A 17,410-nucleotide genomic window follows, 5' to 3' on the forward strand; every position below is an offset into this window, starting at 1 on the left:
CGGATGCGGCTTGGCGTGTTAGAAGTTGTTAGGACTTGCGAGCAGGTGCTTGGACGGTATCCCGTTGAAGATACTGTCAATTCAGCGCGCTCAGGAGCTCCCTGGCGGCCACGAGATCGCGGGTCTGGAGGCCTTCTTGGTATCGCGCGACGAGCGGGGCGAGCAGAGCGCGTGCTTCGCCCGCTTGTCCGGTCTGGCGCCAGATCCGGCCGAGGCTGATCGCCCCCCGCAGCTCCCAGCCGAGCGCGCACTGCCGGCGCGACAGATCGAGCGATTTTCGGAAGCAGCGCTCGGCCTCCGCGGTGTTTCCCGACCGGACAAGGATGTCGCCCTTGACCCGGAGCATCTCCGGCATGTCGAAGGATTCGCCATGATCTGGAATCTGCGCAATGGCCTCATTGATCGTGCGCAGGGCCTCGTCCGGCTGGTTCTCCGCCACGAGGCCCTCCGCCAGCGCCGTCGCAAACACCGTCGTCATGATCCGGTGCCGCGTCGCGTACAGCGTGGCCTGGCTGCGGCGAAGATGCTCGATCCCGCCGGCGGTGTCGCCGCGGCGAAGCATGAGCTCGCCCTTCTGGCCGATGCCGACGGCGTGATAGGGACCGAGGAAGTGCCGCGCCGAATGGTCGATCAGCCGCTCGATCAGGATTTCGGCATTGGCCCAGTCGCCGACCCAGAGGAACACGTAGATCGTCCAGATCAGGGAGATGCCGAGGGTGAGGGGTTGTTCGAGCAGTTCGGCCTCGCGAACGGTGTATCTCGCCGCCTCGATCGCGCGATCGGGCCGGCCGGTGAGCCAGAGCCCGCGCGCCAGCGCGACCAGCGCGACGATGCGGTCATCATAACCGAGATGCCCGATGTTCAGCCGCTGCGAGCCGGGATTGTGCACCATCGCGCTCTCGCAGAACTGCACGGCCTTGTCCTGATTGCCGATCAGATGGTGCGCGACGCCCAGCATCCATTCCACATTCAGCGCGGCGGCAGGATCATTCAGCTTGCGCGCAACGCTCTCGCCCTGCTCGCCGGTGCCGAGCGCGCCGTGAAAATCCCCGACCCTGGTCAGGTAGATGTGCAATCCGCGCAGCAGCCAGAGCTGCCAGTGCAGATCCTCGAGATCCCGCGCAAGCTGAAGACTGCGCGTGAACGCCGACCGGACCGCTTCGGTATTGCCCTGCGTGAACATCACGGAGACGCCGAGCGCGGCCTGCAACGTCATCTCCTGGCGGTGGTCGACCGAATTCGTATCGAGAGAGACCAGCGCCTGCTTCGTCCAGCGATAGCACTCTGTCAGCAATGTCAGTTCGAGGAAAAACTGGGCCGCCGAAGCCGCCAGATCCACGCCGATCGTTCGGTTGGCGCTATCCGAAAAGCTCCAGGTCAGCGCGGCCCTGACATTGGGCAAATGGTCGGCATAGGGAAGGAAGCCGCCCGCGGTCTGCATGCCCGTGGATTTGAGCGCGATGTCGCGCAGGAAGTCGCGGAAATATTCGGCGTGAGCGCGCGCGACACGGGGCGCTTCGCCGTTCTCGACGAGCTTCGCGCCGACGAAGGCGCGGGTGGTGTCGAGCAGACGATAGCGCAGCCGCCGCTCCGCGGGTGAGGTTGCGATCAGCGATTTGGAGAGCAGGTTCGAGATCGCCTCGACCGCCTCGGGCTCGCTGATGCCTTGGCTGAAGGCAACGGCGAGCGCGGCCTCCATCGTGAATGGCCCGACGAACACCGACAAACCGCGCAGCGTCGCGCTTTCGGCTGCCGGCAACAGATCATAGCTCCAGGCGAGCGCCGCGCTCAGGGTCTGGTGCCGCGGGATCGCGGTACGGCGTCCCCGCCACAGCAGCGCGAAGCGGCTGTCGAGCAGCGAGGCGGTTCCGGCAATGCCATAGGCGTTCACGCGTCCGGCGGCGAGCTCGATCGCGAGCGCGATGCCGTCCAGTCGCCGGCAGATCTCGGCGACAAGCGGTGCATCCTCCTCGCTCAGTTCGAATTCGCCCAGGCTCTCGGCAATGCGTTCCACGAAGAGCTGGCTTGCGGGATAGGCAAGGATGTCGGAGATGCCGAGCCCGTCGCGCTGGGGCGGGCAGTCCAGCGGAAACAACCGGTGGACGCGTTCGCCTTCGGTACGAAAGGATTCGCGGCTGGTGGCGAGAATATGCAGCTCGGGCGCTTCCTGGACGATGTGCTCGGCCAGGGGCGCGAGTTCGTCGATGATGTGCTCACAGCTGTCGAAGATCAGCAGCATCCGACGGTTGCGCAGCACCGTCAGCAGGCCCGGCATCGGGTCCTCGGAATTGACGGTCAGGCCGAGCGTGGCGGCGATGGTGCTTGGAACGAGCCTGGCATCCGTCAGCGCGCCGAAATCAACGAAGTTGACCTGACCGTCGAAGGCCTCGAGCTCGCGATGCGCGACGGCGAGCGCGACGGAAGTCTTGCCAATCCCGCCGGGACCGACAATTGTCACGAAGCGATGCTGCGCAAGCTCGGTGGAAATCCGCTCGACCGCGTCGTCTCGTCCGATCATCCTGGCAAGCGGCGGCGGGAGTATGTGAGGCGACGGGACGGCCGGGCCTGTCCGCGTCTCCGACGATTCGGACCGGACCAGCGGGCTCGCGAAGCAATAGCCACGGCCGGGCACGTTGACGACATAGCGGGAGCCTTCGCCGGCATCCCCCAAGGCCTTGCGTAGCGTCGTGATGTGGAAGCGCAGGCTGCCTTCATCGACCGTCACGTCGGCCCAGACGCGCTTGATCAACTCACGCTTGTCGATGACCTCGCCGGCGCGCTCGACGAGAAAAATGAGGATGTCGAGTGCGCGGCCGCCGAGGTGAAGCGGAGCGCCGTCCTTCTCGAGCAGGCGCGACCTTGCGTACAGCCGGAATGGCCCGAAGGAAATCGCCGCATCCTGGTCGTTAGTGTCCACCACGCGCCAATGAATCCAGTGAAGGGGCTGTTGTCCGCATCCTGATCTAGCAGAACGAGGTTATGAGTAAACTGGTCGAAAGTGGCGAAATCGCGCGGCAAGTCATTCGGCCGCACCGGGATGATGCGTGACAAATTTCGCTTAAACGCGAGCGGCTTGGGAAGCGATCGGGACGACCCGTCAGCGTGCTTGACCGTCGAGAGGACGGTCTGGCCGCCAACTTGTGCCGCCGATCATAACAAAATCTTGCAACGTCTAACGAGCAAAACGCGCGCGGTGCATCCAGTATAGGCTTCGAGTTAGGTCCTAGGTCCAATGGGGAGGCTATCATGTCCGCTATCGGCTTGGAGACGAGCGACCATTTCGCTCGATCTCAGCACATTGCCAGCCTTGATGATCAGTCGCGTGATTGGGAACTCGTGCTGCGGGAATCCCACCATCGGATGAAGAACACGCTGACGCTGCTGGGTGCGTCAGTCCGCCGCGACTTCTCGCGGCCGGGCACCAGGGACATGTCGGGCGCGGTGGACCGGTTCGAGCAGCGCATCGTCGCGTTCGGCAGGCTCTATCAGCTCTTGTCCGACATCGACAGTCTGTCCGCCGTCTCCGTCGAGACCTTCTTCGAAAACCTGTGCGAGGCGCTCTCCGAGGCAGTGCTGGAACCGGCCAGCATCCGCTGCGAGGCCGCGATCGAGAGCGGGGCGCTGCCGGCATCGCAGTGTCATCGGCTGGCGTTGATGCTGACGGAGCTGGTCACGAATGCCGCCAAACATGCCTTCCCGAACAGGAACGATGCGCTGATCCGGATCGAAATGGCCAACCGCGACGGCGCCTGGCTCTGCACGGTGGCTGACAACGGCATCGGCGCGACCGGTCCGCTTCAGGGCACCGGCAGCCGCATCCTTGAAGGGCTCGCACGCAGTATCGACGCGCGGTTGCAGGGCGAGGCGAGCCAGGGCGGCACACGCGTGACGATCGTGATGCCCACTGCCGCTTGAAGCTCGCTTCAATTTCAACTCAGGGAGTTCGACATGGCCGGCACCGAAATCGACCGCGACGCCGCGGCCGGGTCTCCGAACACATCTTCGACACCGCGTGGCGTTGATCTGAAGCTCGAGATCGTCGTCATTCCCGTGTCGGATGTCGACCGCGCCAAGGCGTTCTACACGCGCCTCGGCTGGCGATTGGACGCCGATTTTGCCTCAGGTGACGAATGGCGCGTGATCCAGTTCACGCCGCCGGGTTCGGCCTGTTCGGTGATCTTCGGCAAGAACGTCACACCGGCAGCGCCCGGTTCGGCGCGCGGGCTGTACCTGATCGTCTCCGATCTGGCGGCGGCGCGACAGGATCTGCTCGACCGTGGCATCGCGGTGAGCGCACCATTCCATGGTGCGGGCGACGTTCACGCCGGTCCGGACGAGCCGTATCTGTTCGGCAGCGTCCGGGTCAGCGGTGCTGACCCGAAGCGCGGCAGCTACAGCTCGTTTGCCTCGTTCAGCGATCCCGACGGTAATGGCTGGCTGTTCCAGGAGGTCACGACGCGACTGCCTGGACGCATCGCGGGTGACGGCACGACATTTGCCTCAACGGCCGATCTGGCCGCAACCCTGCGACGTGCCGCTGTCGCGCATGGTGAGCACGAGAAGCGCATCGGCGGACACGACGAGAACTGGGCGGATTGGTACGCCGACTACATCGTCCGCGAGCAGGCCGGTCAACCGCTGCCCTCCTGAGTTGTAATGAACATATCGCCTGAATTCACAGACAGGGCGCGCGCCGATTGAACTCGTCGCGCGCCGTGCCGCTTCTGCATCGCGCGCATCGTCATCGTCGCTCGCTCTCCTGCATCCCGCGGACTCGCAACGGCTAACGCGGCCTAACAACCGATAACGAGCTAATTGCCAGGACCTGCGCCAATCTCTCTTCAGGACGAACCGACGCGTCGATTTCGAAATTCGGTTGGCGTCACCGACCAAAGCAAGGGAGATCTGCCATGACAACGCAAGCACGAGCCGACATTCTCAATCCCGACCGTCGTCAGTTGCTGAGCCAGGCCGCAATGACCGCGGTCGCCGCCAGCGTGGCGAGCCTGCTGCCGCTGCATCCGGCAAAGGCCGCTGCAAGCGGCGCGATCCGCCCGTTCCGCGTCAGCGTGCCCGAGGAAGATCTGCTTGACCTCCGCCGCCGCCTCGCAGCGACACGCTGGCCCGATCGCGAGATCGTCGCCGACCAATCGCAGGGCGTGCAGCTCACGACGCTTCAGCAGCTCGTGCGGTACTGGCAGAACGACTACGACTGGCGGAAGATGGAAGCGCGGCTGAACGCCTTGCCGCAATTCGTCACCGAGATCGACGGCGTCGACATCCACTTCATTCACATCCGCTCCCGCCACGAGAACGCGCTGCCGATGGTCGTCACGCATGGCTGGCCGGGCTCGATCATCGAGCAGATGAAGATCGTCGGCCCGCTCACCGACCCCACCGCGCATGGCGCGAAGGCCGCGGATGCATTCGACCTGGTGATCCCCTCGCTTCCGGGCCACGGTTTCTCCGGCAAGCCGACGGAGCTCGGCTGGGATCCCCAGCGCATCGCGCGCGCCTGGATCGTGCTGATGAAGCGCCTCGGCTACAACCGCTACGTGGCGCAGGGCGGCGATTGGGGCAATGCCGTCACGGAGCAGATGGCGGTGATCGCGCCGCCGGAGCTGCTCGGCATTCACACCAACATGCCCGCCACCGTTCCCGACGACATCGCCAAGGCGCTTCAGCCCGGCGGGACGCGGCCACCGAACCTCTCGGCCGACGAGCGCATTGCCTACGACCAGCTCGATGATTTCTACAAGCATGGCCTCGGCTACGCCATCGAGATGTCGAACCGGCCGCAGACGCTCTATGGCCTCGTCGACTCGCCGGCCGGTCTTGCATCCTGGATGCTCGATCACGACGGACGCAGTGCTGCGATGATCGCGCGGGTGTTCGACGGCAAGACCGAAGGCCTGTCGCGGGACGACGTGATCGACAACATCACGCTCTACTGGCTCACCAACACCGCGGTCTCGTCGGCGCGGCTCTACTGGGAGAACAAGCTGGTGTTCTTCGCGCCCAAGCACATCAAGATCCCGGTCGCCGTCAGCGTGTTCCCTGACGAGATCTATGCCGCGCCGCGCAGCTGGGCCGATAAGGCCTATCCGAAGCTGATGCACTACAACCGCCTCGACAAGGGCGGCCACTTCGCAGCCTGGGAGCAGCCCGCGCTGTTCTCTGCGGAAATGCGCACCGCCTTCCGTCCGCTGCGCCAGTCGATCTGAACCGAGCAGCGGACGCGCGCTGCCGTGCGTCCCTTTTCCGAACACACATATCAGGAGTGCCAACAATGAACCGCCCCGTACAGATCTTCACCACCGAAGACATTCGCCTGGAGCGCCGCCTGCCGACATACTGGCGCGTCACCTTCGACATGCCGCCGGTGAACATCTTCGGCCCAAAGCACCTTCCGCTGCTCAACGACATCATCACCGCGATTGAGACCGATCCGGACGTGAAGGTCGTCGTATTCGACAGCGCCGTCGAACGCTTCTTCATCACGCATTACGACTTCCTGGCGCCGCTGGAGGACTCTCTCGGTGTTCCTCCGGGTCCGACCGGCCTGCAGGCGCTGCCCGACATGCTGGTGCGCCTCAGCCGCGCGCCGGTCGTCTCCATTGCCTCGATCCGGGGCCGTGCGACCGGGGTCGGCAGCGAGCTCGCGCTGGCGAGCGACATGCGCTTTGCCAGCCGCGAGAAGGCGATCCTGTCGCAATGGGAGGTCGGCGCGGGACTCGTGCCCGGCGGCGGGCCGATGGCCCGGTTGCCGCGGCTGATGGGCCGAGGCCGTGCGCTCGAAGTGTTGCTCGGCGCCGATGACATCCACGGCGATCTCGCCGAGCGTTACGGCTACGTGAACCGTTCGCTGCCGGATGCCGAGCTCGACGGCTTCGTCGAGGCGCTCGCCATGCGCATTGCGTCGTTCGACAAGGAGGCGATCGCAGAGACCAAGCGTCTCGTCGATGTTGCGAGCCTGCCGCCGGATGACGAGATCAAGCCGGAGTGGGACGCGTTCCTGGCCGCGCTCGGCCGTCCCGCCAGCCAGACCCGCATCAAGGCGCTGATGGCGCGCGGTTTCCACCGCACCGGCGACGTCGAGAACCGGCTGGGCTTCCATGTGGGTCAAATCAGCGGCTAACGGAACCGCTGTGGCGTTCGGCCGGTTGGAGGGGTGACAGGCGGTCGTGCCAATGTCGCTTTCCTCCGCTACCGAGCGCCGGTGCTAAAACCAACCTAAAAACCAGCAAGGAGAATTGAGATGATCCGCAAGGCAACAGCAGTCTGGAAGGGCACCGGTCGCGACGGCACCGGCAATCTCTCGAGCGAATCCGGCGTGCTCGCCGGCACACCCTATTCGTTCAAGACCCGCTTCGAGAACGAGAAGGGCACCAATCCCGAGGAGTTGATCGCCGCAGCCCATGCCGGTTGCTTTACCATGGCACTGGCCTTCGGCCTTCAACTCGCCGGCTTCACGCCGGACGAGCTGTCGACGGAAGCCGCCATCACGCTCGAGCCGGAAGGCAAAGGCTTCAAGATCAGCAAGTCGGCACTGACCCTCCGCGCCAAGGTGCCGAACCTTGACGACGCAGGTTTCGCCAAGATCGCCGGCGAGGCCGAGAAAAACTGTCCGGTGTCGAAGGTGCTCAACGCCGCGATCACGCTCGACGCCAAATTGACCTGATCCAACACAGGGAGCGGTGCCATGCCTCGTCAAGATCTGCCTCGCCAGCATCAGCCGGATGAAGACAGGTTCCGGGCGATCTTGCCCGAGGACATCGCTTGGCAACCGTTCCCTGCGTTCCCGCCGGGCGCGCGGCTGGCGGTGATGGTCGGCCATCCCAATGAACCCGGACCTTACGTGGTCCGGGTGAAGGTGCCCGGGGGCACGAAACTGATGCCGCACAAGCATCCGGAAGATCGCATCTACACGGTCATGTCGGGTGTGTTCTACATCGGCCTCGGCGAACGTTTTGATGGCAACCAGGTGAAAGCCTATCCGCCGGGCAGCGTCATCGTGCTGCCCGGCGAGACCTGGCATTTTCACTGGGCGAAGTCCGGCGAATACGTCACACAGGTCTCCGCCATCGGGCCGCTGGGCCTCGAATATCACGATGACCACGATGACCCGCGCTTGCATCCGGCAGCGGACAAGTGCTGACTATCTCGACGAAATCAATGGAGCATCAGATGACGACAGAGCGCGCAGTTTTGGCCGGAGGCTGTTTCTGGGGCATGCAGGATCTGGTCCGCAGGCAACCGGGGGTGATCTCCACCCGTGTTGGTTACACTGGCGGGCATGTGAAGAACGCCACCTACCGCAATCACGAGGGCCACGCCGAGGCGATCGAGATCATCTTCAATCCCGCCAAGACGAGCTTCCGGACCATGCTGGAGTTCTTCTTCCAGATCCACGATCCCACCACGCTCAACCGCCAGGGCAATGATCTGGGCACGAGCTACCGCTCGGCAATCTTCTATACGAGTGACGAGCAGAAGAGAGTCGCGGAAGACACCATCGCCGATGTCGAGGCGTCAGGTCTTTGGCCCGGCAAGGTGGTGACCGAGGTTGCGCCCGCAGCGGAGTTCTGGGAAGCCGAGCCCGAGCATCAGGATTATCTCGAGCGCTATCCCGATGGCTACACCTGCCACTTCATCCGGCCCGACTGGAAGCTGCCAAGGCGCGCGGCCGCCGTGGGAGGCTAGCCGGATTGTCGCGCACGGCCGCCGAGGGCCTTTTGACGAGGAGTGCAAATGTGCGAACTCCCCTCATCGTACGATCACGAGAATGCCTCGCGGCTCAACGCGTCTCCGGTCGGCGTCGGCAGATCACAGCCACCGCCTTGCGGGCAATCTCCCTCAGATCGGCGCGGCGTGCGCCGGCGCGGGCGCGGATGGCGATGGTCTGCATCGTGGCGGCGGCAAGGATCGCGAGTGCAGCCGGATCGGCCTCGCGATCCAGCTCGCCCTTGTCCTGCGCCAGGCGGAAGCGGGCCTCGAAATCGGCATCGATCGCCCGCAGTCCCGTCGCAACGCTGCTCCGGATCGCCGCATCCTCGGCGACTTCGGTCACCGCGGTACCGACCACGAAGCAGCCACGCGCTGATCCCTTGCCGGAAAAGTAGATCGACAGCGCCGCGTCATAGGCCAGCATCAGCGCTTCGTCCAAGGGATGGTCCCCTGCGAGAGCCTCGCGCGTTGCCGCGAGGCTGATCTCCCAATAGCGCGCCAACGCCTCGAGATAGAGCGCGTGCTTGTTGCCGAACACCGCGTAGAGGCTCGGTGGACTCATGCCGGTCGCGGCCGCGACCTTGTCCAGGGACGTGCCGGAATAGCCCGTCCTCCAGAACGTTTCCGTTGCCCGCTTGAGGGCCGTCTCAGTGTCGTAGGCGGGTGGCCGTCCCCGGCGCGCCGGTCCCGTCTCGCTCTTTTTCCGTGCCATGTCGTCCGAACCTGGTTGCCATGCTCCACACGTATATTTGTATGGATCGTTATAAAAATCAATGGCCGCGCGGCTTGATCGCCGCATCGGGGTACAATATTTGTAACGAACGTTAGTAAATGAGATAAGGACGAGGACGATGGGTTTGAACTTTGCGCCAATCGCCGGCTGGCTGGGCGATCGCAGCTTCCGCGGGAGCGAGGCGGCGGCGCCGTTGTTCGGAGCGGATCTTGCCAGGCGGCTGCGCCGGCCCCTGATGCTCGTGGTGCCCGCCGCGGCTGCCGTGTTCGGCGCCTTCATGTATCTGGCGCAGGAACAATATGTCTCGACCGACGATGCGTTCGTGCGCGCCGCGAAAGTCACCATCAACGCGCGGGTGCCGGGCCAGGCGGTCGAGATCGCCGTGCGCGACAATGAGCGTGTCCGGCAGGGCCAGGTCCTGTTTCGAATTGACCCGGAGCCCTACCAGATCGCCGTCGATCAGGCCGAGGCCCGGCTCGGCAGCGCGCGGCTCCAGATCGACTCCCTCAAGGCGACCTACCGCCAGCAGCAGGCGGAGCTGCAATCGGCGAAGGACTCGGCCTCTTTCGACGAGCGCGAGTTCGACCGCAAAAGGATGCTGGTCGCCTCCGACTTCACGCCGCGTGCGGTCTACGAGCGGGCCGAGACCGATCTCAAGGTCGCGCGCCATCGGATGGCATCGATCGAACAGCAGATCGCCAATACGGTCGTCGCGCTCAACGGTGACCCCGACATCGATGTCGACCGCCATCCGACAGTCCGCGCGGCCAGGGCGCAGCTCGATCGCGCGCGGCTCGATCTCTCCTACGCCACGGTGAAGGCGCCCGACGACGGTATCGTGACCAAGGTCGACGATCTGCAAATCGGCGGTTTCGTCAACGCAGGCGCGCCCACGTTCTCACTGATGTCGAGCCGGGACGTCTGGATCGAGGCGAATTTTCGTGAGACGGGCCTGACCCACATGCGGCCGGGCCAGGAGGCGACGATCGACGTCGACGCCTATCCGGATCGAAAATTCAAGGCGCGTATCGTCAGCATGAGCCCCGGAACCGGGTCGGACTTCTCGATCCTGCCACCGGAGAATGCGACCGGGAACTGGGTCAAGGTCGTGCAGCGGCTGCCGGTGCGCCTCGAGCTCGACGATCCCGATCCGACCCGGCCACTGTTCTCCGGCATCAGCGTGACGGCGCGGGTCGACACCGGCCATCGTCGCAACTGGTTGCATCTGCTCCAGCCTGCGCTTGCGACGGAGGTCAAATGAGTACGCCCCTCCCATCGACCGCGACCGGCGGTCATCATGCAATCTCGGCGGCCGCCCTGATGGCGACCTATATGCAGGCCGTCAACATTTCAATACCGAACGCCGCGCTGCCGCACATCCAGGCCACGCTCTCGATGGCCAATGACGAGGTCGGCTGGGTGTTCTCCTCGTATATCGCTGCAAGCGCCGTGACCATGTCGATCGCGCAATGGCTCGCGGGACGCTACGGCCGCAAGGCGGTCTATCAGGCAGCCCTTGCCGTCTTCACGCTTGGTCTTGTCCTCGACACGCTGGCGACGACGTCGATCCAGTTCGTGCTGGCGCGGATTCTCCAGGGCGCGGCGAGCGGACCACTTGCGCCGCTCTCATTGGCGATTCTGCTCGAGGCGACGCCGGCGGCGCGGCAAGCGCGCATGGGCCTGGCATTGACGGTCTGCTCGCTGCTCGGCATCAGCACCGGTCCCGCTCTTGGTGGCTGGCTCAGCGAATATTACGGCTGGCCGTCGATCTTCTATGTCAGCCTGCCCATGACGGCCTTCATCGCCCTGACGATGGCCCTGTTCCTGGGCGAGAAGCGGGCAGAGCGGAGCCAGCCCTTCGACGTCTTCGGCCTGACGACCTTCTCCGCCGGCATGATCGGGCTGCAGATGCTGCTGGATCGCGGCGAGCGCCTCGAATGGTTCGCCTCGACGGAGATCTGGGTCGAAGCGATCGCCTCGGTCCTGGGGTTCTATCTCTTCATCGTGCACGTTCTGACGAAGAAGGAACATTTTCTCCGCACGGCGCTGTTCAGGGATCGCAATCTCGTCCTCTCGACGGTGATCTCCTTTGCGCTCGGCTTCGTCCTGCTGCCGACATTGGCGTTGACGTCCCCGATGCTGGAGGAGTTGCTCAACTACCCTGTCGACACCACCGGCTACATGAGCATTCCACGCGGCGTGGCGCTGGTGGGAGCGCTGGTGCTGACGAGCCTGGTTCCGGGACAGGTCGACTACCGGCCGTTCCTCATGGGGGGCATGGCGCTGGTGGTCTATGCCAACTGGCTGATGCTCGGCTATTCGCCGGCGATGGATTGGCGGCCGGTCGTCGAAGCAGGTTTCCTCCAGGGCGCAGGTCTCGGCATGTTGTTGCCGGCGCTGGTGAGGGCCGCTTTCGGAACGCTCGATCCGAAGCTTCGCCCTGAAGGCAGTGCGCTGATCAACCTGTCGCGCCTTTATGGCAGCACCATCGGCATCGCGGTGGTCCAGCTCTTCTTCTATGCCAACACCCAGGCCGTGCATATCGCGCTCGCCAAGCATCTCATGCCTTATCGTGTCGCGGCGAATGTCACGGGCCCGATCGGGAAGTCAGGTCTCGCCGCCCTCAACGGCATGGTCACGCGCCAGGCGGCCACGGTTGCGGTCATCGATCAGTTTGAGATCCTGATGTTCGCCATGCTCGTCGTGATCCCGCTGGTGTTCTTTCTTCGTAAGCCGCGTCCCGCCGGCTAACGCCGGAGAGTCGTGAAATGTGTCGGCAATCTCGATCGCTTCCTCCGCATCGCGCGGCCAGCAGTCAACAAGGAGTATCACCATGACGACCTCGGATTCACTTCGTTACACGAGAATTCCCACGCATGAGGCCGTGACGATTCCCGCAGTCGGATTTGGCACGCTCATTCCGGATCCGCTCGTGACGAGGCAGGCCACCAGGGCTGCATTGGAGGCCGGATTTCGACATCTCGATTGTGCCGAGCGCTATCGCAACGAAGCGGCCGTCGGCGATGCGCTACAGGATGCGTTCAGGGCGGGCGCGCTTCAGCGCCAGGACCTGTTCGTTACGACGAAGCTGTGGAACACCAATCATCGGCCGGAGCGGGTCAGGCCCGCCTTCGACGCCAGTCGCCGGCGGCTGCAACTCGACGAGATCGATTGCTACATCATCCATACCCCCTTCGCCTTTCAACCCGGTGACGAGCAGGACCCGAGGGACGCGAGTGGCCATGTGATCTATGATTCAGGCGTGACGTTGGCGGAGACATGGGGGGCGCTAGAGCGCCTCGTCGACGAGGGGCACTGCAAGTCGATCGGGCTGTCGGACATCACCTTGGAGAAGCTGCGCGAGATCGTCGAGGTCGCGCGGATCAGGCCTGCCATGGTGCAGGTCGAATCGCATCCGTACCTGCCCGAATGGGACCTGCTCGACTTCTGTCGGGAGCATGGAATTGTGCTGCAGGCGTTTGCCGCGCTGGGACACGCCATGAAGCCGAACCTCCTCGCTGACCCCGTGATCACCGCCATCGCGGAGCGCCTGCACAAGACGCCGGCTCAAGTCGCCCTGGCCTGGGCCGTCCAGCGCGGCACGGCTTTCCTGATGACCTCAACCAATCCTCGGCGGATCGAGGAAAACTTCGATATTTCGACGCTGCCTGAAGACGCCATGCGGGAGATGCGGGACCACATCACGACGAATGTCCGCTTCAACACAGTGGTCGAGACCGGCGTGCCCGGATTCATTCCGCGGGCAGGATGAAGCGAGCGGTGTGGTACGAAGACCGAAGGCCTTCGGCCGGCCTCGTCAAATCCGGAGTTGCGCGATCAAATCGCGTGCGCTGCGGATATCGGCGATGCCGGCGCCCTCGCTGAACGCCCCGCATGCACGTTCGAGAATTGCCAGGGCCTCTGCACTCTGGCCGGCTCCGATCATGAACCGCGCAAGGCTGATCGCGCCGCGCAGCTCCCAGAATCGCGCGCCCTGCTGGTTGGCAATGTCCATGGCCTCGCGAAAGCGCGCCTCGGCGTCCCCCGCATGCCGCGGGCTCTTGAGCAACAACTCGCCCTTGATGCGGATCAGTTCCGGCAGATACCACAGCTCCTGCCGGTCGTTGCAGCGGGTCAGGACGTCCTCGATCACGTCGAGGCCACGGTCGACCTGGTGGGCCTCGCCGGAACATGCGGCGAGTTCGCCGAGCAGCGGAAGAAAGCGCGGCAGGAAACGCGCATCGCCGGCGCGATTGAGCTCTTCGCGCAGCAGCGGCAGGCCGGTCGCGACGTCGCCACGCCTTACGACGACCGCCGCGTTGAAGGCCCGTGCCCACAGGCCCCACAGCCGGATGGCGTGGCGCTCGGTGTGTTCGAGCAGCTCGGCGCCGTGGCGCTCCGCGGCCTCGAAATCGCCGGACCAGAAGGCGATCGGGCAGGCGGCTTGCCCCAGCACGCTGCAGAAAGTCAGCGCGTGGCCGTTGGCGCGACCTTCCTCGATGTTTCGGGCGGCGAGCGCCTGGGCCTGATCGGCGAGGCCCTGAAGCCACAGGATGCGGGCCCGGAAATATTGCGTCGATATCCTGAGGTCGAGCGGGAAGATCTTCGGCTTCTCCGCCAGCACGTGCAGCGACGCGTTCACGCGCTCGATGCGGAGCCGTGCGTCGTTCTGATCGCCGAGATAGTGCAGCGCCACCGCCATTAGCCGGTCGCCCAGCATGAGATCGGTCCTGTCCGACGAGTTCGCCGCTGCATTCGCAAACCGGTCGGCGAGCGCACGGGCCTTGCCGAACTGTCCGTTGTTGAACTGGTCGATGCACAAGCCCCAGAGCGCGCGCAGCCGGAAGTCTTTGTCGTCGAGCCTGTCAGCCAGCTCCAGGGTCGTCTCGAGGATCGGACGCGCCTCGCGGGCGCGGCCCTCGCCATACATCAGCGACCAGCCGAGCGCCGACAGGAGTTGCATGCGAATGCGATCATCGCCGCCGCTGTCGCCGAGCGCGGTGAGCGCCGTCTTGGCGCGCTCGCGGCATTCGGCGAACAGGGACAGGCGGACCCACAGCGTGACGGCAGCCGCCGTCAGCGCGATCCCGAGTGCGGCGTCGCCGTCGGGCCCGAAGGCCCAGTTCAATGCGGCGCGCACATTGTCCAGCTCCGCGCCATAGATGCTCAGCCATTCCGGCAGCGGCGTCGATGTATCGGCCTCCGCGCGCTCGAAGAAGTCGCGAAAATGCTCTCCATGACGGCGCGCGAACTGACTGGTCTCGCCGAGCTCGTTCAGCTTTCCATGCGCATAGGTGCGTGTGGTGTCGAGCAGGCGATAGCGCAGCGTTCGCGAGCCGGATGGCGAGATCAGCGATTTGGTGACGAGGCTGTCGATCGCCTCCAGCGTTTCGGACGCGCCGAGGCCGTCGCCGGCGGCCACAGCGGCAGCCGCCTCCGGCGCGAAGGCCCCGGCAAAGACCGACAGGCGTCGCAGCGTGGCACTCTCGGCGGGAGGTAGCAGATCGTAGCTCCAGTCGAGCGCCGCGGCGAGCGTCTGGTGTCGTGGCACGGCGGTGCGCCGACCCCGCCACTGCAACGAGAAGCGGCTGTCGAGCAGCGACGCCGTGCCGGCAATGCCGTACGCATTGACACGGCCGGCCGCGAGCTCGATTGCGAGCGCAATGCCATCGAGGCGCCGGCAAATGCTCGCGACGAGCGGCGCTTCTTCCGCACTGAGCTGGAACGGACCCGAGCTCTGCGCAATGCGCTCGACGAAGAGCTGGGCCGCGGGGTAAGCGAGGACCTCGGCGACACCCAGGTCCTCGCGCTCCGGCGGGCAATCCAGCGGGAACAGGCGGAAAATCCTTTCGCCGTCGCTCCGGAACGACTCGCGGCTGGTTGCGAGAACGCGAAGCTGCGGTGCGTCGCGAACGATGCGCTCGACGAGCGGCGCCAACGCATCCAGCACATGCTCGCAGCTGTCGAAGATCAGCAGGGCTGGGCCGGTCTTCAGGAATGTCAGCAGGGCCGGCGTCGGATCCTCCGCGCTGATGGTCAGTCCCAGTGCGGAGGCGATGGTGGTCGCGATGTGGCTGGCATCCCTCAGTGGACCGAAGTCGACGAAGAATACGCGCCCGCCGAAATCCGCCGATCTGCGATGCCCGACGGTGACGGCGACGGCGGTCTTGCCGATGCCGCCGGGGCCGACCACCGTCATGAAGCGATGCAACGAAAGCCCGTTCGATATCTTCTCGACGATCTCCTCCCGTCCGACCATTTTCGAGAGCGGCGAGGGAAGGGAACGGGGAGGTGCGATATTCACGGCGGGCTGAGCGGCCGGCGGGGCCGCGTGAGCGAGCGAGGCGACAAAGCAGTAGCCGCGGCCGGGCACATTGACGACATAACGGGCCGACTTGCCGGTATCGCCCAGCGCCTTGCGCAGTGCCGCGACGTGGAAGCGCAGGCTGCCCTCGTCGACATTGACGTCGGCCCAGATGCGCTTGACCAGCTCTCTCTTGTCGATGACTTCGCCGGGGCGCTCGGCGAGGAAGATCAGAATATCGAGCGCGCGGCCGCCGACGTGAAGCGGCGAGCCCTCCTTCTCCAAGAGCCGCGACTTCGGAAATAGTCGAAATGGCCCAAAAGAAATGGCCGAGTCTTCGGTACGATCTGGCACGCGCCATTGCCCCCGCAACGGGAGTCAAAATGTATTACTTTTTGGTCTATCAGAACGAGGCGTACAGTAAACTGGCCGAAAGCAGTGGGCAGAGCTGGTAGCCCTGCGCGCATGGCTTCGATCGGTCGGTCCGCCGAAATAACCCTTAAGAAGTAAAGGGTTATGGTGACATGACAGGGCGATGACACCGGTGCTCTCACCCGGATGGCGAATTGACGGCGGTAGCAGATTGCTGAGACTGGATGGTTCGGGAGCCGGTCCCGCCTCGACAGTGACCACCGACTTCCGGAATTCGAACATGGCTTCCTTCTCGCGGCGACGATTCGTCCATGCGCTATCGGGCGCAGCGGCGCTGGCGGCGATCCCGCGCAGCGGACAAACCGCTGATTATCCGTCTCGTCCCATTCGCCTCGTGCTTCCGTATGGAGCCGGCGGAGCGGGGGACCAGATCGGGCGTCCCTGGGTGGACAAGATGTCATCGCTGCTTGGGCCGACCTTCGTGGAATATATCGGCGGTGCGGGCGGCGCGATCGGGGCTGCGACGGTCGCGCGCGAGGAGCCCGACGGCTATTCGCTGCTGCTCGGCAATGGCAGCACGCAGGTCATCATTCCCCTGACCTCGAAAAATCCCGGCTATTCGGTCGACGATTTTCGCGCCATCTATCGCTTGATCAGCACCGCGCTGGTTTTCGCGGTCCATCCGTCGGTGCCTGCCGCGGATCTGCGTGAGCTGATTGCCTACGCTAGGGATAATCCGGGAAAACTGTCCTACGGGACACCAGGCATCGGCACTGGCAACCATCTGGTCGGCGAATCCTTCAAGCAGCAGGCCGGCGCGCTGGACATCGTCCACGTGCCGTATCGGGGCATTTCGCAGGCGACCAACGACCTCGCCGGTGGCCAGATATCGCTCGTCATCGGCGTCATGTCCGACCAGTTGAAGCAACTGGGCGAGGCCGGGAAGGTCAGGCTGCTGGCGGTCAGCAGCGAAAAGCGGTTGAGCGGCGCGCCGGAGATTCCGACCGCGGTCGAATCCGGCATGCCGGATCTCCGCTATGAGGGCTGGTTCGGCATCTTCGCACCCAGGCACACCGACGATGCGATCATCGACCGGATCGCACAGGCGACGCTGGTCGCGATGGCCGATCCGGCGATGCAGGCAAACTACCGTGCCCAGGGCATCGAGCCCGACATCGATTCGAGTCCCGACAAATTCCAGCGCATCATCGACGTGACAACGGCAAGCCTGGCGCCCGTGATCAAGTCGATCGGGCTGAGCAATTTGTGAGGCC

The 17,410-nt window shown here is 64.7% G+C and carries 14 protein-coding genes; 11 read left to right on the forward strand and 3 right to left on the reverse strand.

The features are described 5' to 3' along the window. Positions 1-76: 76 nt before the first annotated feature. Positions 77-2,920: an ATP-binding protein gene (locus ACVJ5M_RS14300; protein WP_354098178.1), complete on the reverse strand. Its 2,844-nt coding sequence runs from the start codon at positions 2,918-2,920 to the stop codon at positions 77-79. 326 nt (positions 2,921-3,246) lie between these two features. Here ACVJ5M_RS14300 and ACVJ5M_RS14305 point away from each other — a divergent pair, with 326 nt between their 5' ends. From ACVJ5M_RS14305 to msrA, 7 genes are all read left to right on the forward strand, one after another. Next, positions 3,247-3,915, forward strand: coding sequence for a sensor histidine kinase (locus ACVJ5M_RS14305; protein ID WP_283017279.1), 669 nt, complete (start codon positions 3,247-3,249; stop codon positions 3,913-3,915). Positions 3,916-3,948: 33 nt separating this feature from the next. Further along, entirely contained in the window at positions 3,949-4,650 is a 702-nt protein-coding gene (locus tag ACVJ5M_RS14310) for a VOC family protein (RefSeq protein ID WP_283017278.1), read from the forward strand. Positions 4,651-4,910: 260 nt separating this feature from the next. Then, complete coding sequence (locus tag ACVJ5M_RS14315; protein ID WP_283017277.1) at positions 4,911-6,224, forward strand: epoxide hydrolase family protein; 1,314 nt, start codon at positions 4,911-4,913, stop codon at positions 6,222-6,224. A gap of 65 nt (positions 6,225-6,289) precedes the next feature. Next, positions 6,290-7,138: an enoyl-CoA hydratase/isomerase family protein gene (locus tag ACVJ5M_RS14320; protein ID WP_283017276.1), complete on the forward strand. Its 849-nt coding sequence runs from the start codon at positions 6,290-6,292 to the stop codon at positions 7,136-7,138. Between the two features lie 120 nt (positions 7,139-7,258). Next, positions 7,259-7,681 carry an OsmC family protein gene (locus ACVJ5M_RS14325; protein WP_166343305.1) on the forward strand — a complete coding sequence of 141 codons (423 nt, stop codon included), beginning with the start codon at positions 7,259-7,261 and terminating at the stop codon, positions 7,679-7,681. Positions 7,682-7,762: 81 nt separating this feature from the next. Continuing rightward, on the forward strand, positions 7,763-8,158 hold the full coding sequence (locus tag ACVJ5M_RS14330; protein ID WP_354098177.1) for a cupin domain-containing protein: 396 nt from the start codon (positions 7,763-7,765) through the stop codon (positions 8,156-8,158). A 29-nt stretch (positions 8,159-8,187) separates the two neighbouring features. After that, a complete protein-coding gene (gene msrA / locus ACVJ5M_RS14335) occupies positions 8,188-8,703 on the forward strand; it encodes a peptide-methionine (S)-S-oxide reductase MsrA (protein WP_283017274.1) in 516 nt (171 codons plus the stop codon). A 94-nt stretch (positions 8,704-8,797) separates the two neighbouring features. On the opposite strand, the gene ACVJ5M_RS14340 is transcribed toward msrA, so the two are convergent. Next, positions 8,798-9,439, reverse strand: coding sequence for a TetR/AcrR family transcriptional regulator (locus ACVJ5M_RS14340; RefSeq protein ID WP_283017273.1), 642 nt, complete (start codon positions 9,437-9,439; stop codon positions 8,798-8,800). Positions 9,440-9,578: 139 nt separating this feature from the next. Between ACVJ5M_RS14340 and ACVJ5M_RS14345 the strand changes: the two genes are divergently transcribed. From ACVJ5M_RS14345 to ACVJ5M_RS14355, 3 genes are all read left to right on the forward strand, one after another. After that, a complete protein-coding gene (locus ACVJ5M_RS14345; RefSeq protein ID WP_283017272.1) occupies positions 9,579-10,721 on the forward strand; it encodes an HlyD family secretion protein in 1,143 nt (380 codons plus the stop codon). Next, complete coding sequence (locus ACVJ5M_RS14350; protein ID WP_283017271.1) at positions 10,718-12,211, forward strand: MDR family MFS transporter; 1,494 nt, start codon at positions 10,718-10,720, stop codon at positions 12,209-12,211. Before ACVJ5M_RS14345 ends, ACVJ5M_RS14350 begins: the two co-directional genes overlap by 4 nt. An 82-nt stretch (positions 12,212-12,293) precedes the next feature. After that, positions 12,294-13,232 carry an aldo/keto reductase gene (locus ACVJ5M_RS14355; RefSeq protein ID WP_283017270.1) on the forward strand — a complete coding sequence of 313 codons (939 nt, stop codon included), beginning with the start codon at positions 12,294-12,296 and terminating at the stop codon, positions 13,230-13,232. Positions 13,233-13,277: 45 nt separating this feature from the next. Here the strand turns inward: ACVJ5M_RS14355 and ACVJ5M_RS14360 are convergent, their stop codons facing one another. Continuing rightward, the gene (locus ACVJ5M_RS14360; RefSeq protein WP_283017269.1) at positions 13,278-16,118 is read right to left on the reverse strand and encodes an ATP-binding protein; all 2,841 of its coding nucleotides are present in this window, start codon (positions 16,116-16,118) and stop codon (positions 13,278-13,280) included. A 298-nt stretch (positions 16,119-16,416) separates the two neighbouring features. Between ACVJ5M_RS14360 and ACVJ5M_RS14365 the strand changes: the two genes are divergently transcribed. After that, positions 16,417-17,406: a Bug family tripartite tricarboxylate transporter substrate binding protein gene (locus tag ACVJ5M_RS14365; RefSeq protein ID WP_283017268.1), complete on the forward strand. Its 990-nt coding sequence runs from the start codon at positions 16,417-16,419 to the stop codon at positions 17,404-17,406. Positions 17,407-17,410: the final 4 nt, after the last annotated feature.

Source organism: Bradyrhizobium sp. S3.7.6, assembly GCF_054061875.1.

Coding starts and splice junctions, on each gene's coding strand:
- ACVJ5M_RS14305 (WP_283017279.1), top strand. CDS start 3,247: ATGTCCGCTATCGGCTTGGAGACGAGCGACCATTTCGCTCGATCTCAG.
- ACVJ5M_RS14310 (WP_283017278.1), top strand. CDS start 3,949: ATGGCCGGCACCGAAATCGACCGCGACGCCGCGGCCGGGTCTCCGAAC.
- ACVJ5M_RS14315 (WP_283017277.1), top strand. CDS start 4,911: ATGACAACGCAAGCACGAGCCGACATTCTCAATCCCGACCGTCGTCAG.
- ACVJ5M_RS14320 (WP_283017276.1), top strand. CDS start 6,290: ATGAACCGCCCCGTACAGATCTTCACCACCGAAGACATTCGCCTGGAG.
- ACVJ5M_RS14325 (WP_166343305.1), top strand. CDS start 7,259: ATGATCCGCAAGGCAACAGCAGTCTGGAAGGGCACCGGTCGCGACGGC.
- msrA (WP_283017274.1), top strand. CDS start 8,188: ATGACGACAGAGCGCGCAGTTTTGGCCGGAGGCTGTTTCTGGGGCATG.
- ACVJ5M_RS14340 (WP_283017273.1), bottom strand. CDS start 9,439: ATGGCACGGAAAAAGAGCGAGACGGGACCGGCGCGCCGGGGACGGCCA.
- ACVJ5M_RS14345 (WP_283017272.1), top strand. CDS start 9,579: ATGGGTTTGAACTTTGCGCCAATCGCCGGCTGGCTGGGCGATCGCAGC.
- ACVJ5M_RS14350 (WP_283017271.1), top strand. CDS start 10,718: ATGAGTACGCCCCTCCCATCGACCGCGACCGGCGGTCATCATGCAATC.
- ACVJ5M_RS14355 (WP_283017270.1), top strand. CDS start 12,294: ATGACGACCTCGGATTCACTTCGTTACACGAGAATTCCCACGCATGAG.
- ACVJ5M_RS14365 (WP_283017268.1), top strand. CDS start 16,417: ATGGCTTCCTTCTCGCGGCGACGATTCGTCCATGCGCTATCGGGCGCA.